We start from the raw sequence: 13,125 nt of genomic DNA on the forward strand, positions 1-13,125 counted from the left end.
TACAGACGAGGTGATCGAGGTGGCGGGAGTGACGCTGAAGACCGTGGCGAAGGCCGTGGGCGTCTCGCCGTCGACCGTCTCGAACGCCTACAACAAGCCCGACCAGCTCTCCACGGCGCTGCGCGAGCGAATCCTGGCCACCGCCCAGGAGCTCGGGTACGCCGGACCGGACGCGTCGGCCCGCGCACTGCGCAGCGGGAAGGCGGGCGCCGTCGGGGTGCTGTTCACGGACAAGCTGGCCTACGCCTTCTCGGACCCGTACGCGGTCGGCTTCCTGGCCGGGCTCGCGGAGGTCGCCGAGGAGTTCGCCACCAGCCTGCTGCTGATGCCGCTCAGCTCGACCGACATCGCCGGCGGCAGCAACGCCGTCCAGCAGGCCGCGATCGACGCGGCGGCGATCTTCTGCGTACCGGGCGGGCACCCGGCGCTCGAGATCCTCGCCAACCGCGGGATCCCGGCGGTGTCGACCGACCGGGGCGACCACCCGGACCTGTCCTGGGTCGCGATCGACGAGGTCGAGGCGGCCGCGCAACTGGGCGAGCACCTGGCCCGGCTCGGTCACCGCGAGGTCGTCGTCCTGGTCGACAACGCGCAGGCGGCCGGCGGCCGGCCGGTGGAGCTGACGCTCGACGAGGTCGGGTACACCGACTGCGAGCTGCGGATCCAGGGCCTGCAGAAGGCGATGCCGGACGCCCGGCTGCGGATCGTCTCCGGTGGGCACAACGCGTTCGCGTCCGGGCTGAAGGGCGCGGAGTTCGTGCTCGACTCGCAGGACCGGCCGACGGCGATCGTCGGGCTGAGTGACGTGCAGGCGCTCGGCGCACTGGAGGCGATGAAGGTCCGGGGCCTGACCCCGGGTCGCGATCTGACCCTGGCGGGATTCGACGACATTCCGGCCGCCGCGGCCGCCGGGCTGACGACGGTCCGCCAGCCAATCAAGGACAAGGGGCGCGCGGTCGGCCGCATCCTGCTCGACCCGGCCTCGACCGAGCGCCAGCTGCTGATGCCGACGCAGCTGATCGTCCGCTCCAGCAGCGGACCCGCGCCCAAGCCCTAACAAGCACTGACAACCACACACATCTCCCCAGGAACCGTCCGGTTCCCGGGTCGATCGACCACGCTCTCAGGAGGGAGCAGAACCATGACGTACTTCATTGCCGGCAACACCGCCGTCGAGAACGCGCGCACTCTCACCCAGTCCGCGCTCCCGAACGCTCCCCAGCAGCCACACGACGAGCCAACGCCGCGCCGTACCATCGCGGTCCGCGCGCGCTTGAGCGCCGTACTGCGGTCCGCCGCCGAACGCGAGCTCCGTCTCGCCAACCGAATCGACCCCACCCCCACCTGCCCCAGCCCCGCCCGCTGACCGCCCCCCATTTGCCTGGCTGACCACCGAGCTTGCGGGTTCTCCACCCTGAACAGGAGTGACGAACCCCGCATTTGGCTGGTCAGCCAGCCAAATGCGGACAGGCGGCGGCGTGGTTTTGTCGGAGGTGTCTGGCACCCTGAAGGGCGATGAACGAGCCAGGGGTGTTGCTGACCGCGCGGGCGATGGTGCTGCACGACCTCGCCGCGCGCGGCTTCGACGACGCGGTGATGGTGTCCTTGCTCGAGGACGCCGTCGCCGGTCGTCAGTGGTGGCTGGACCAGTGGCCCGACGGCGCCGAGCACATCGCGGGCCTGGTGGCGCAGGACGTCCAGGACCGCCTGGTCGACTCCGGCGTCCGCTGGCCGCGCTGCACGGCCTGCGACGACCTGCATGACCACGAGCTCCGCATCGAGCCCGAGCTCGGCCCCGACCCGCACTGGGTCTGCGAGCGGGCCGGCATCACCGTCGCACCCCTGGGGCACCTCACCTGACCCCTCGGGGTAATACCTGATTGCTCTACATGTAGCCAGACTACTATTGTCTGTCTACATGAAGGTGTTGAACGCGCTCCGCGTGACGGCCGCGGTGCATGCGCTGGCGATCTGCCTGCAACCGGTGTTCGCGGGTGTGTACCTGAACGGCTCGCCGTCCGGCCTGCGCCTGCACGAACCGATCGGCCTGGCGCTGGTCTTCCTCGGACTCGCGCAGTTGCTGCTGGCAACGGTCTGGTGGCGGGCCGGCGGCGACCGGATCGCGCCGGCGGTCAGTCTGCTGATCGTGGCCGGCGAGGTCGTCCAGGTCGCGATGGGGTACGGCCGCCAACTGGCGATCCACGTCCCGCTGGGCATCGCGCTGGTCGTGGTCTCGGTCGCCTTCGCGCTCCGGGTCGGCAGGCGTCAGGCGGTCGCCGCGTGATCACCCTCGAGCCCCAGCCGGCTGCCAAGGTACGACGGCCGCGCGTCAGTCTGCAGGTGCTGCGCGGCAGCCTGCTGCTGCACACCGCGTTCGTGATCGCGCAGCCGATCGCGGCCGGGTACTTCCTGGCCGGCAACGTCGATGCGATGACGAACGTGCACAGCGTGATCGGCGGCACCATCTGGATGATCGCGCTGCTCCAGACGGTCGCGGCCGTCTGCTACGCGATCGGCAGCCGCGGCCGGATCTGGCCGGCCCTGATCTCCGTGGTCCTGGTCGTCGCCGAGATCGTCCAGCTCACCTTCGGCTACCTGCAGAACTTCGCCGTCCACGTCCCGCTCGGCACCGCGATCGTCGGCACCGTCTGCTGGATGACCGTCTGGTCGTTCCGCCGCACCGCACGTCTGAGCCGCCAGGAGGCGAAACGATGAGGCTTTCCCGCCGAGGACTTCTGGCCGCCACGGGCGGCGCCGTGGTTCTCACCGCCTGCGGCCAGGAGGCCAAGCCCGCGCAGGCCGGAGAACTCCTGCGCAGCAAGGCGAAACTCCCTGCTCCGTTCCAGGTGCCGCTGCCGGTCCCACCGGTCAAGAAGCCGACCCGGTCGGACGCGAAGGCCGACTACTACCGGGTCGTCCAGCGCAAGGCGAGCCTGGAGATCCTGCCCGGTCTCAAGACCGAGGTGATGGGGTACGACGGCCTGTTCCCCGGCCCCACCTTCGACGTGCGGAGCGGGCGGACCACCGTGGTCGAGCAGGTCAACGAGCTGGACGTGTCGACCGTGGTGCATCTGCACGGCGGCCACACACCCGCGCCGAGCGACGGCTGGCCGCTCGACCTGATCATGCCCGCGAACGGTCAGCACGGCGGACACCACATGTCCGGCGGCGACATGGCGATGGGCAAGCGCACCTACACGTACCCGAACACGCAGCGCGCCGCGACGCTCTGGTACCACGACCACACGATGGACTACACCGCACCGCAGGTGTACCGCGGCCTGTTCGGCCTGCACATCATCCGCGACGACGAGGAGGAGAATCTTCCGCTGCCGAAGGGCGATCGGGAGATCCCGCTGGTGATCGCGGACCGCGCGTTCGACGCGGACGGGTCGTTCCTGTACCCGGCCGCGAAGGATGGCCCCGGCGTCGAGTCGGCGTACATGGAGGGTGTCGTCGCCGACGTCACCCTGGTGAACGGCGCGCCGTGGCCGGTGCACGAGGTGGACGCGGTCCGGTACCGCTTCCGCATTCTGAACGCGAGCAACGCCCGCCGGTACGAGCTCGCTCTCGACAAGGGCCCGGCGACGTTCGTGCAGATCGGCAGCGACGGCGGACTGCTCGACAGGCCGGTCGAGCACAAGACGCTGGTGATCGCGCCCGCCGAGCGGTTCGACGTGATCGTGGACTTCTCGCAGTACCAGCCGGGCGACGAGGTCACGGTCGTCAACAAGCTCGACGGCAACGCGAACGTGCTGCGCTTCAAGATCGCGCGCAAGGCGCCGGACGACACGAGGATCCCGGCGACGCTCTCGTCGTACGCCACGACTCCGCGGCCGAAGGGCGTCGTACGGCGCGAGTGGCGGTTCCGGCGCGGGAGCGCCGGCGATCACCGCGGCTGGACGATCAACGGGAAGGGATTCGATCCGGCGGTGATGCAGGCGCAGGTGAAGCTGGACCAGGACGAGATCTGGTCGTTCGTCACCGATGTCCATCATCCGGTGCACGTCCACCTCGCCCCGTTCCAGGTCCTCAGCCGCGGCGGCGGCAAGATCTCGGCGTACGACCGCGGCTGGAAGGACACCGTCGACATCCGCCCGGCCGAGGTTGTCGAGGTGCTCGTCAGGTTCACGGCCCACAAGGGCAAGTACCTGATCCACTGCCACAACCTCGAACACGAGGACATGGCCATGATGGCGGCCTTCGAGACGATCTAGGCACGCCGGATCAGCGAGTGCCGGCGGCCAAGGCCGTGACAGCTCGGGCACGGAGGGCGGCGCGGTCGACGCCGGCCGCGGTGAAGGCGCGAGCCACGCGGCCGCGCTCGGTGTCGAGGATGCCGACCAGTATCCGCATCGGCCCCATGCCGCCGCCACCGATCTTCGGCGGCGCGTCCATCGCGCGCTTCAGCAGCAGCTTCGTGGACTCGCCGATCTGCGGGTGCCGATCGGGGTCCGGCGTTGCCTCGGGCAACAAGCCGATCCGGACGGCGATCCCGGCGATCGCCAGGCTCTGCTCCCACTCGCGGTTCAGCGCGTCGCGGATCGCGCCTTCGGTCAGCCCGGCCTCGGCGAGCAACCGCGCGGCCGCGGTCTCGTCGCGGCGTGCGAGCGCGAGCAGCACATGCTCGGCCTCGATGGTGCGGGAGCCGTCGCGGCGCGCCTCGTCGCGCGCGGACCGCACCAGGATCGAACGAACGTCGGACGGCATCAGCGCCTCCTCAGGGCGACGCCGGCGGCGACCAGCCGCCGGGCGTGTTTCTTGTGCACGGCCTGCCGGGTGACCCCCAGCACCTCGGCCACGTCGGACCAGCTCCAGCCGGCCCGCATCGCGCGCTCCACCTGGCTGTCCTCCAGCCGGTCGGCCAGCCGGCGCAGCGCCACCACCGCGGCCAGGCCGGCCGCGGGGTCCTCGGGATCCACCAACTCGGTCATCTAAGCAACCTAAGTTGACAACTCAAGATTGTCAACCACAGTTGCTCGAATCGACGGGTTGACGACCGCCTCGGCGCCTGACTATATTCAACGCATCAGTTGATCAAAGGAATGGTTGATAAAGATGATGGTTGACGACGATCAGCTCGACCGGGCGTTCGCGGCACTGGCCGACCCGGTGCGACGGGCGATGATCGCGCGGCTGTCGCGCGGACCGGCCACGGTGAACGAGCTGGCCGACCCGTTCCCGATCACCAAGCAGGCGGTGTCGCGGCACATCCAGGTGCTCGAGGCCGCCGGGCTGATCACCCGGACCCGGGACGGCCAGCGCCGCCCGTGCCACCTGGTGCCGGCCGCCCTCGAAGCACTGACGAGCTGGATCGACGAGTACCGGCTCGAGACCGAACGCCGCTTCCGCCGGATGGAAGCGCTACTGGACAAGGAGCAGTAACCATGAACGGCACCACGATCAACACCCCGGCCGGCACCCCGTTCGTCGAGGTCACCCGCGAGTTCGCCGCGACGCCGGCGCAGCTGTTCCGGGTGATGTCCGACCGCGACCTGGTCGCCCAGTGGCTCGGCCCGCGCAACCTCGACGCGACCATCGAGGAGTACGACGTCCGCACCGGCGGCAAGTACCGCTACATCCACAAGGACGAGTCCGGTGAGTACGCGTTCCGCGGCGTCTTCCACACCGTCGAGCCGGACAAGCTGGTCATCCAGACGTTCGAGTGGGAGGGCGCGCCGGGCGAGGTGTGCATCGAGAAGATGACCCTGGAGCCCACCGAGAAGGGCGTCCGGCTGCACCAGCGGTCGGTGTTCCCGTCGGTCGAGGCCCGCGACCAGTCGATCGAGTACGGCATGGCCAACGGCATCGAGGACTCGATGGACCGCCTGGCCGAGCTGGTCGCGAAGGAGGGCTGACATGAGCCAGGTCGTCGTCGACATCTCGGTGTCGCTGGACGGCTACGTCACCGGGCCCAACGCCGGCGTCGGCAACGGGCTCGGCGACGGCGGCGAGGCTCTGCACGACTGGGTCTTCCACGGCACCGACGCGGACCGCGCCGTCCTCGACGCCGCCTTCGACGCGAGCGGAGCGGTCGTCCAGGGCCGGAACCTCTTCGACGTCATCGACGCCCCGGACGGGTGGAGCGACGAGATGGGGTACGGCGCGAAGCCGACCGGCGAGGTCAACCCGCCGGTCTTCGTCGTCACCCACACACCGCCGGCCAGTCCCCGGCTGGGCGACCGGTTCCGTTTCGTCGGCAGTCCGGCCGCGGCGGTCGCCCAGGGCAAGGAGGTTGCCGGCGGCAAGGACGTGTACGTGATGGGCGGCGGGCAGATCTGCCACGAGGTGCTCGCGGAAGGGCTGGCCGACGTACTGCGCTTGCACCTGGCGCCCATCGTGCTCGGTGGTGGGACCCGGCTGTTCCCAGCCGAGAGCGCACCGGCGTACGCGCTGGAGCTGATCGAGGCCGTGTCGACGCCGGCCGCGCAGCACCTCACGTACCGGGTGGTGAGGTAATGGGCAGCGTCATCGCTACGGCGGCCGTCTCGCTGGACGGCTTCGTCGCGGACACCGAGGACGCGGTCGGGCCGCTGTTCGACTGGTACAACAACGGGCCGGTCGAGGTGTACGGGACCGACCCCGGACGGCCCTTCCACGTCAGCCGGGCGAGTGCGGACTACATCAACTCGACCTGGCCGAACGTCCGGTCCTGCGTGATCGGGCGGCGGCTGTTCGACATCACCAACGGCTGGGACGGCGTGCCCTCGGTGGGTGACCACGTCTTCGTCGTCACCCATCAGCCGCCGGCCGAATGGCCGTTCCCCGACGCCCCGTTCACGTTCGTCAACGGCATCGAGGAGGGGATCACCCGCGCCAAGGAACACGCCGGCGACCACGACGTAGCAGTCACCGGCGGAAACCTCACCGGCCAGGCGCTGGCGGCGGGCCTGGCCGACGAGATCGCCTACAACGTCGTCCCGGTCCTCTTCGGCACCGGCATCAAGTTCTTCGGCGACTACGTGGGCCCGCAAGTCCTGCTGGACAACCCTCGCGTGGTCCACGGCGACCGCGTCACCCACCTGCACTACCGCGTCGTCCGGTAGAAGGGTTACCGCCGGAGTTGAGGGTGGTCGGCGATGACGGTGCGGGAGCCGGGGGCGATCTCGGTGAAGCCGGCGTCCTGCACCACGGGGAGATTGCTGGTAAGCAGCGTTCGCCAGTGCTCCGGGGTCGCCGTCCGAACGGCGAGCTCGAAGTCGGTTGCCACCCACTCCTTCCGCGCCTGCGCCGGCAACGCCCACCAGGCGAGCTGAGCAGCATGACCAACCTGCGCCATCGCCTTCCCGCTCGACATCTCCAGTGCCGGATTCACCCACAGCACGGGCACGCCGGCCGCGACCGGCGGCAGCTCACCGGAGTCCTCGAAGTCGGTACCACTCACCTGAAGCTTGAACAGGTCAACCGGCACCTCGTCCACCCCGGTCGGCGGAAACACCCGAACCTCGGCCGCCGCGGACTCGGGCTCGGCGCCGGTGCCGTACCCATGGACGGTGATTCCCGGCAGGGCCTCGGCGCGGCGCCACTCGATACCGCGGGCACGCTTGGTGATCTTGCGGATGCGGTTGTCCTGCCAGGCCGCCATCGCCTCCGCCCACTCCCCCTCGCCGTACGACCGCTCGTCGGCCAGCATCGCGAGCACCGCCCGCGCCGCCGTCTCCAGCGCATCAGTCTGCGCCGGCCGGGCGTTCTTCTCGACGCGCACCACGAGCGTCAGCACCTGTTCCACGCCGCGAGTCTGCCAGCACCTCGGATGCACTACGTTGACAGGGCGATGACGAGAAAGATCACGAGAGTTCCGCAGCTGTCGCCGGAGAGCGGCGTCAACCTGGCGTTCCTGGCGATGGCGGCCAACCTGCCCGGCGACCGAGCCTCCGCCGAGCTGATGGCAGAGTGCGCCGAAGACCTTGCCGTCCACGGCCACACCGCCGACGCGCTGGAGTGGTTCTCGCGGATCGTCGAGGGCGGCGAGCCTGAGTTGGGCCCGCACGCGGCGTTGCGGATCGCCGGGCTGCTCGTCGACCAGGACCTGGAGACTGCCCAGGCCGCGCTCCGGTACGCCGCCGACAACGGCACCGGGGATGTCGCCGGGTTCGCCGCCGAGAATCTGCACCTGCTCGGCGAGCACGAGATCGCCGTACGAGCCGAACCGGCCACCCCCGAGGAGGTCGTCGGCCGGACAGCCTTCGCGCGGGCCGCCCTGCTGAGCGCGGAGGGTGACTACGACGCGGTGGCCGACGCCCTGCAACAAGCCGGCGAGTGCCCGGTGCCGGCCATCGCCGCGGGTGCGCTGTTCGAGCTGGGCAACCTGCTCGAGGACGACGGTGACCTGACCGACGCGCGGGACGCCTACGCGAAGGCGGCCGAGCTACGCCAGCCGCACGTCAGCGGTCAGGCCGCGATCAACCTGGGCCTGGTCCGGAGCAGGCTGATGGATGTCCGCGGCGCGGCGGCCGCGTACCAGCTGGCGGTCGAAATCGGCGACCCCGACGACGTCGCCAAGGGCAACCGCCTGCTGGCACAGCTCGCCGAGCTGGGCGACCTGGACGAGGTCCACGCCCGCGCCCAGCAGCTCGACCTGTCCGACCCCGACCTGGTCGGTGCGAGCGCGGTCCACGCCGGCGAACAGTTCCTCCACGAGGGCGACCTGCAATCCGCACTCCGGGCCTTCGAGAAGGCGATGGACACCGGTCACCCGATCCACGCGCCCGAGGGCGCCGCCTGGGTCGCGGCGGCCTTCCACCAGGTGGAGGGTATGCGCGGAGCGGAGGCGGCGATCGGACGGCTCACCGAGATCGGGCGACCCGAGCTGACCGCGCGGGCCTGGTTCATGTTCGGCTGCCGGTTGGTGTACGGCGGCAACGTGAAGGAGGCCGAGAAGGTCTGGAAGCGCGTGGACGGCGACGCGCAGGCGGCCGCGGAGTGCGCGAAGCACCTCGTACGCCGCAAGACCGCCAAGGCCGAAGCCGCGTTCCGGGAGGTGCTCGCCGTCACGCCGGACCTGGCCGGTCATCTCGAGGCGCTGGCCGACGAGGTGGGGGCCCGAGCGAGTCTGACTCGGTGACCCCGACGGCAGGTTGTAGCGTGGCGGCATGCAGCAGTACCTGGATCTGTTGAGGCACGTGCTGGACAACGGGACCGAGAAGGGGGACCGGACCGGGACGGGCACGTTGAGCGTGTTCGGGTACCAGTCGCGGTACGACCTGCGGGACGGGTTCCCGGCGGTGACCACGAAGAAGCTGCATCTGCGGTCGGTGATCGGGGAGCTGATCTGGTTCCTCAGCGGCTCGACGAACGTCAAGTGGCTGAACGAGAACAACATCTCGATCTGGGACGAGTGGGCCGACGAGAACGGTGAGCTCGGCCCGGTGTACGGCTACCAGTGGCGGTCCTGGCCGACGCCGGACGGGCGGCACGTCGACCAGATCGCGAACCTGATCGCCTCGATCCGGAACAACCCGGACTCCCGCCGGCACATCGTGAACGCGTGGAACGTGGCCGACGTGGACGACATGGCGTTGCCGCCGTGTCACACCATGTTCCAGTTCTACGTCGCGGACGGCCGGCTGTCCTGCCAGCTGTACCAGCGGTCGGCCGACATCTTCCTGGGCGTGCCGTTCAACATCGCGTCGTACGCGCTGCTCACCCACATGGTCGCTCAGCAGACCGGGCTCGAGGCCGGCGACTTCGTGCACACGCTCGGCGACGCCCACCTGTACCTGAACCACCTGGACCAGGCCCGCCTGCAGCTCACCCGCGAGCCGCGGCCACTGCCGACGCTCCAGCTGGCCAAGCGCGACTCGATCGACGGCTACGAGATCGCCGACGTCGAGCTGATCGGCTACGACCCGCACCCGGGCATCAAGGCCCCGATCGCCGTATGACGATCATCCTGATCGCGGCCGTCGGACAGAACGGTGTGATCGGCCGGGACAACGACCTGCCCTGGCGGATCCGCGAAGACCTGCAGCGGTTCAAGCAGCTCACTCTCGGTCACACCCTGGTCATGGGCCGCAAGACCTACGACTCGATCGGCCGCCCGCTCCCGGGCCGCCGTACCGTCGTCGTCACCCGACAGCACGACTGGTCCGCCGAGGGCGTGGAGGTGGTCCACTCCCTCGACGACGCCCTGAAGTACGACGGCACGCTGTACGTCGCCGGCGGCGGCGAGATCTACCGCCAGGCCCTCCCGCACGCCGACGCCCTCGAACTCACCGAGGTCGACCAGTCACCCGACGGCGACGTCACGTTCCCGACCCTGACTCCGGACACCTGGACCGAAACCCGTCGCGACCCACGCGACGGGTACTCGTTCGTTAGCTACTGGCCCGGCTGTACGCCTTGACACGACGCGACAATTCCAATTGCGTTGGCCTCTCCGAATAGTGAGGTGCTATGAGGACAACAGCCGGGGTGGGATTCCTCGAGCAACTGGACTTCGACTATTTGGCCCATCTCTATCACATCCTTGGACCTCAGTTCAGCGCCGAGACTTCTCTGCAGGAGGCGCAGGACAGTCCGATCCGGGGTTCCATGGCGCTCCTCGTCTGGCAGGACAGTATAGTTTTTGTCGGCAGGCTTACGCGTGGCCATCGATCAGGACCTCGACGTAGCATCAAACTGGAATTGGTCAGCAAGGTTGAACCGCCGCTGCCCGCGAACCAGTTACGAGCCGCACTTCTCTCGACGCAGCGGAGGCCGCTGCAACGGCCCGGAGGATCTCTGTCCGAGAAGGCGACCCAGCGAGTTCTAGACGTATTGATGCGAGAACGCCCCTCCCTAACCGATGCGTTGAGCGCACTGCTAGCTGAGTCCCTGCCGCCGGAAAGGCCAGATCTTCGTCCTCTCGCCGAGCAACGTGACGCCGTCGCGACGCTGCTCGAGATCGCCAGGTTCACACCTGACGCGGCTCTGAGCACAGACCGCTCATGGCTCACCGGGAACAGGCGAACCTTCCTTCCCAGCACACATGGCATCACTCCACTCGAGGACACGATGATCGAGCACGATCGGGGAAGGTTTCTAGGCTGGGAACCCGAAGAGACCGATGAGATCGGCGTGCGGTCGTTCACGAACGGAGCCGGCAAAGAACTGCGCATTTTGAATGTCAATCGATGGGCCACCGAGACCGCATTGGGATGCGACCTTATCTACTACAACGTCCAGCATCACAGCTATGCGCTACTGCAGTACAAGCGAATGACATCCGAATCTGGCGAGATGCGCTACCGACCAGACGCTCATTTCGATCAGCAGATCGCGCGAATGCGAGCACTCGACTCCGATTGCATGGCTCAAGATGGCTCACAGTACCGATTGTCGCCGACTCCCAGCTATCTGAAGATATGCCAGCTCGAATCGATGCAACTTGACAAATTCTCCGTCGTTCCCGGCATTTACCTGGCACGCGAGCAGGCCGAGATACACCTCAATGACCGCGACGCACGCGGCGATCACGGCGGACGCTACTTCTCGTTCAAGAACGTTCAGTCCTACATGACAATGTCAATATTCACAGACCTCTTGTCGTTGGGCCTAATCGGAACCAGTGGAGCGTCGACCGAACACATCCGCGAAATCATCGACATGAGTCTGACTCAACGAGGCGCAGCGGTTGTTGGCATCCTGAACGACAGGACCATGCGGCGGCCTGGCTGGAAGCAGCCTGCGCAATAACTCGCTCGCACTACGCTGGGTCACGCAAGACCACCCGTCCTTCCTTTCGTCGCAGCCAACAACGAGTAGGCAACGGGGCAGTCAGGAAGACCTGGAACCGCGTAGATTGGGCGCGCGTCACGGAGGTGTCCAGGGGACCTCTCGGAGGGGAACACGATGACTGAAGCCGACAACACAGCTGCTCAGGCCGCTGCCGCGCAGCCCGCGGCGATGCCGCTGCAGCCGCCGACCGCGACCGCGCCGGGGTTGATACTGACCGCTCCGGCGCCGTCACAGCCTGTTGCGGCCACTGCGGCGCCGAGCATGGCGCCGGCTGTCGACCCGGCCGCGTTGCCGGGGCTGGACAGCAAGGTGGACACGTTCCTGACCGCGTTGATGGCGGCCGAGCCGCGGTCGCCGGAGTTCGCGGCGAAGGCCAGTGACGTGCGGAGCATGGGTGACGTCGACATCCGCGCCGCGGCCGAGAGCTCGAACCGGCTGCTGCAGTCGCCGGTCCGGGCGCTGCAGGAGGGTGGCCTGTCGGAGGGGTCGACGGTCGGCAAGACCCTGCTCGAGCTGCGCCGTACGGTCGAGGAGCTGGACCCGAAGGAAGCCACCGGGGTCAAGAAGTTCCTCGGGATGATCCCGTTCGGGGACAAGATCGAGGACTACTTCCGCAAGTACCAGACCGCGCAGAATCACCTCGAGGGCATCCTGCACAGCCTGCGCAACGGCCAGGACGAGCTCGGCAAGGACAACGCCGCGCTGAACCTGGAGAAGCAGCAGCTCTGGGACGCGATGACCCGGCTGAACCAGTACGTGTACGTCGCCGAGCGCCTCGACGCGCGGCTGTCCGCGGCGATCGCGGAGCTGGAGGCGACCAACCCGGACAAGGCGAAGGCGTTCCGCGAGGACGTGCTGTTCTACGTCCGGCAGAAACACCAGGACCTGCTCACCCAGCTCGCCGTGTCGATCCAGAACTACCTGGCGATCGACATCGTGATCAAGAACAACATCGAGCTGATCAAGGGCGTCGACCGGGCGTCCACGACCACCGTGTCGGCGCTGCGTACGGCGGTCATCGTCGCGCAGGCGCTCGGCAACCAGAAGCTCGTGCTCGACCAGATCACCGCGCTGAACACCACCACCAGCGGCATGATCGAGCGCACCTCGCAGATGCTGAAGGACAACTCGGTGGCGATCCAGCAGCAGGCCGCGTCGGCGACCATCGGGCTGCCGCAGCTGCAGGCCGCGTTCGCGAACATCTACGCGACCATGGACGCGATCGACACGTTCAAGGTGGAGGCCCTGGACAACATGGCCGCGACGATCGGCACGCTGGAGACCGAGGTGACCAAGTCCCGTTCGTACCTGGACCGGGTCGCCCAGCAGAACCAGCAGGTCGTGCACGGCAGCCTCGACCTCAACCTCGGTCGCTGAGTCACTGGAAAGCAACAGGAAGTAAGGGGG

Annotated in this window: 18 protein-coding genes; 15 read left to right on the top strand and 3 right to left on the bottom strand. The window is 68.3% G+C overall.

Annotated features, from left to right (window positions below; all coding sequences use genetic code 11):
• Positions 1–28 precede the first annotated feature (28 nt).
• The 6 genes from AB0I12_RS10495 to AB0I12_RS10520 all read left to right on the top strand — a co-directional run bounded on the left by AB0I12_RS10495 (position 29) and on the right by AB0I12_RS10520 (position 4,217).
• Complete coding sequence (locus AB0I12_RS10495; RefSeq protein WP_359927434.1) at positions 29–1,057, top strand: LacI family DNA-binding transcriptional regulator; 1,029 nt, start codon at positions 29–31, stop codon at positions 1,055–1,057.
• An 84-nt stretch (positions 1,058–1,141) separates the two neighbouring features.
• Positions 1,142–1,366 carry a hypothetical protein gene (locus AB0I12_RS10500; RefSeq protein WP_359927437.1) on the top strand — a complete coding sequence of 75 codons (225 nt, stop codon included), beginning with the start codon at positions 1,142–1,144 and terminating at the stop codon, positions 1,364–1,366.
• A 149-nt stretch (positions 1,367–1,515) separates the two neighbouring features.
• Positions 1,516–1,860, top strand: coding sequence for a hypothetical protein (locus AB0I12_RS10505; RefSeq protein ID WP_355482883.1), 345 nt, complete (start codon positions 1,516–1,518; stop codon positions 1,858–1,860).
• Positions 1,861–1,918: 58 nt separating this feature from the next.
• Positions 1,919–2,284, top strand: a complete 366-nt coding sequence (locus tag AB0I12_RS10510) for a hypothetical protein (RefSeq protein ID WP_359927440.1) — start codon at positions 1,919–1,921, stop codon at positions 2,282–2,284.
• The gene (locus tag AB0I12_RS10515) at positions 2,281–2,715 is read left to right on the top strand and encodes a hypothetical protein (RefSeq protein ID WP_359927442.1); all 435 of its coding nucleotides are present in this window, start codon (positions 2,281–2,283) and stop codon (positions 2,713–2,715) included. The genes AB0I12_RS10510 and AB0I12_RS10515 overlap by 4 nt, the downstream gene beginning before the upstream one ends.
• Positions 2,712–4,217: a multicopper oxidase domain-containing protein gene (locus AB0I12_RS10520; protein WP_359927445.1), complete on the top strand. Its 1,506-nt coding sequence runs from the start codon at positions 2,712–2,714 to the stop codon at positions 4,215–4,217. The genes AB0I12_RS10515 and AB0I12_RS10520 overlap by 4 nt, the downstream gene beginning before the upstream one ends.
• Positions 4,218–4,227: 10 nt before the next feature.
• Here the strand turns inward: AB0I12_RS10520 and AB0I12_RS10525 are convergent, their stop codons facing one another.
• Both AB0I12_RS10525 and AB0I12_RS10530 read right to left on the bottom strand, forming a co-directional pair.
• Positions 4,228–4,710: a Clp protease N-terminal domain-containing protein gene (locus AB0I12_RS10525; RefSeq protein WP_359927447.1), complete on the bottom strand. Its 483-nt coding sequence runs from the start codon at positions 4,708–4,710 to the stop codon at positions 4,228–4,230.
• Positions 4,710–4,934 carry a hypothetical protein gene (locus AB0I12_RS10530; RefSeq protein WP_355699594.1) on the bottom strand — a complete coding sequence of 75 codons (225 nt, stop codon included), beginning with the start codon at positions 4,932–4,934 and terminating at the stop codon, positions 4,710–4,712. The genes AB0I12_RS10525 and AB0I12_RS10530 overlap by 1 nt, the downstream gene beginning before the upstream one ends.
• 124 nt (positions 4,935–5,058) lie before the next feature.
• Between AB0I12_RS10530 and AB0I12_RS10535 the strand changes: the two genes are divergently transcribed.
• The 4 genes from AB0I12_RS10535 to AB0I12_RS10550 are packed head-to-tail and all read left to right on the top strand — an operon-like array spanning position 5,059 to position 7,046.
• On the top strand, positions 5,059–5,385 hold the full coding sequence (locus AB0I12_RS10535) for a metalloregulator ArsR/SmtB family transcription factor (protein ID WP_355482873.1): 327 nt from the start codon (positions 5,059–5,061) through the stop codon (positions 5,383–5,385).
• Positions 5,386–5,387: 2 nt separating this feature from the next.
• Entirely contained in the window at positions 5,388–5,858 is a 471-nt protein-coding gene (locus AB0I12_RS10540) for an SRPBCC domain-containing protein (RefSeq protein WP_359927450.1), read from the top strand.
• Position 5,859: 1 nt separating this feature from the next.
• The gene (locus AB0I12_RS10545; RefSeq protein WP_359927453.1) at positions 5,860–6,459 is read left to right on the top strand and encodes a dihydrofolate reductase family protein; all 600 of its coding nucleotides are present in this window, start codon (positions 5,860–5,862) and stop codon (positions 6,457–6,459) included.
• Positions 6,459–7,046: a dihydrofolate reductase gene (locus AB0I12_RS10550; RefSeq protein ID WP_359927455.1), complete on the top strand. Its 588-nt coding sequence runs from the start codon at positions 6,459–6,461 to the stop codon at positions 7,044–7,046. Before AB0I12_RS10545 ends, AB0I12_RS10550 begins: the two co-directional genes overlap by 1 nt.
• Before the next feature lie 5 nt (positions 7,047–7,051).
• Here AB0I12_RS10550 and AB0I12_RS10555 read toward each other — a convergent pair whose 3' ends face one another.
• Entirely contained in the window at positions 7,052–7,729 is a 678-nt protein-coding gene (locus tag AB0I12_RS10555; protein WP_359927457.1) for a peptidyl-tRNA hydrolase, read from the bottom strand.
• Positions 7,730–7,774: 45 nt separating this feature from the next.
• Here AB0I12_RS10555 and AB0I12_RS10560 point away from each other — a divergent pair, with 45 nt between their 5' ends.
• The 5 genes from AB0I12_RS10560 (at position 7,775) to AB0I12_RS10580 (ending at position 13,095) form a co-directional block, all read left to right on the top strand.
• Positions 7,775–9,064 (top strand): tetratricopeptide repeat protein, encoded by a 1,290-nt coding sequence (locus AB0I12_RS10560; protein WP_359927460.1) that lies wholly within the window; start codon positions 7,775–7,777, stop codon positions 9,062–9,064.
• Positions 9,065–9,092: 28 nt separating this feature from the next.
• Positions 9,093–9,884 (top strand): thymidylate synthase, encoded by a 792-nt coding sequence (locus AB0I12_RS10565; RefSeq protein WP_359927463.1) that lies wholly within the window; start codon positions 9,093–9,095, stop codon positions 9,882–9,884.
• A complete protein-coding gene (locus AB0I12_RS10570; RefSeq protein WP_359927466.1) occupies positions 9,881–10,345 on the top strand; it encodes a dihydrofolate reductase in 465 nt (154 codons plus the stop codon). The genes AB0I12_RS10565 and AB0I12_RS10570 overlap by 4 nt, the downstream gene beginning before the upstream one ends.
• Positions 10,346–10,395: 50 nt before the next feature.
• Complete coding sequence (locus tag AB0I12_RS10575; protein WP_359927468.1) at positions 10,396–11,676, top strand: hypothetical protein; 1,281 nt, start codon at positions 10,396–10,398, stop codon at positions 11,674–11,676.
• Positions 11,677–11,832: 156 nt separating this feature from the next.
• Positions 11,833–13,095 carry a toxic anion resistance protein gene (locus AB0I12_RS10580; protein WP_359927469.1) on the top strand — a complete coding sequence of 421 codons (1,263 nt, stop codon included), beginning with the start codon at positions 11,833–11,835 and terminating at the stop codon, positions 13,093–13,095.
• Positions 13,096–13,125: the final 30 nt, after the last annotated feature.

This window comes from Kribbella sp. NPDC050459 (assembly GCF_040655315.1).
Lineage (GTDB): Bacteria > Actinomycetota > Actinomycetes > Propionibacteriales > Kribbellaceae > Kribbella.

Excerpts from the sequence above, each read along its gene's own strand:
- AB0I12_RS10500 (WP_359927437.1), top strand. The coding sequence starts at position 1,142 with ATGACGTACTTCATTGCCGGCAACACCGCCGTCGAGAACGCGCGCACT.
- AB0I12_RS10505 (WP_355482883.1), top strand. The coding sequence starts at position 1,516 with ATGAACGAGCCAGGGGTGTTGCTGACCGCGCGGGCGATGGTGCTGCAC.
- AB0I12_RS10510 (WP_359927440.1), top strand. The coding sequence starts at position 1,919 with ATGAAGGTGTTGAACGCGCTCCGCGTGACGGCCGCGGTGCATGCGCTG.
- AB0I12_RS10520 (WP_359927445.1), top strand. The coding sequence starts at position 2,712 with ATGAGGCTTTCCCGCCGAGGACTTCTGGCCGCCACGGGCGGCGCCGTG.
- AB0I12_RS10525 (WP_359927447.1), bottom strand. The coding sequence starts at position 4,710 with ATGCCGTCCGACGTTCGTTCGATCCTGGTGCGGTCCGCGCGCGACGAG.
- AB0I12_RS10530 (WP_355699594.1), bottom strand. The coding sequence starts at position 4,934 with ATGACCGAGTTGGTGGATCCCGAGGACCCCGCGGCCGGCCTGGCCGCG.
- AB0I12_RS10535 (WP_355482873.1), top strand. The coding sequence starts at position 5,059 with ATGATGGTTGACGACGATCAGCTCGACCGGGCGTTCGCGGCACTGGCC.
- AB0I12_RS10540 (WP_359927450.1), top strand. The coding sequence starts at position 5,388 with ATGAACGGCACCACGATCAACACCCCGGCCGGCACCCCGTTCGTCGAG.
- AB0I12_RS10545 (WP_359927453.1), top strand. The coding sequence starts at position 5,860 with ATGAGCCAGGTCGTCGTCGACATCTCGGTGTCGCTGGACGGCTACGTC.
- AB0I12_RS10550 (WP_359927455.1), top strand. The coding sequence starts at position 6,459 with ATGGGCAGCGTCATCGCTACGGCGGCCGTCTCGCTGGACGGCTTCGTC.
- AB0I12_RS10560 (WP_359927460.1), top strand. The coding sequence starts at position 7,775 with ATGACGAGAAAGATCACGAGAGTTCCGCAGCTGTCGCCGGAGAGCGGC.
- AB0I12_RS10565 (WP_359927463.1), top strand. The coding sequence starts at position 9,093 with ATGCAGCAGTACCTGGATCTGTTGAGGCACGTGCTGGACAACGGGACC.
- AB0I12_RS10570 (WP_359927466.1), top strand. The coding sequence starts at position 9,881 with ATGACGATCATCCTGATCGCGGCCGTCGGACAGAACGGTGTGATCGGC.
- AB0I12_RS10575 (WP_359927468.1), top strand. The coding sequence starts at position 10,396 with ATGAGGACAACAGCCGGGGTGGGATTCCTCGAGCAACTGGACTTCGAC.
- AB0I12_RS10580 (WP_359927469.1), top strand. The coding sequence starts at position 11,833 with ATGACTGAAGCCGACAACACAGCTGCTCAGGCCGCTGCCGCGCAGCCC.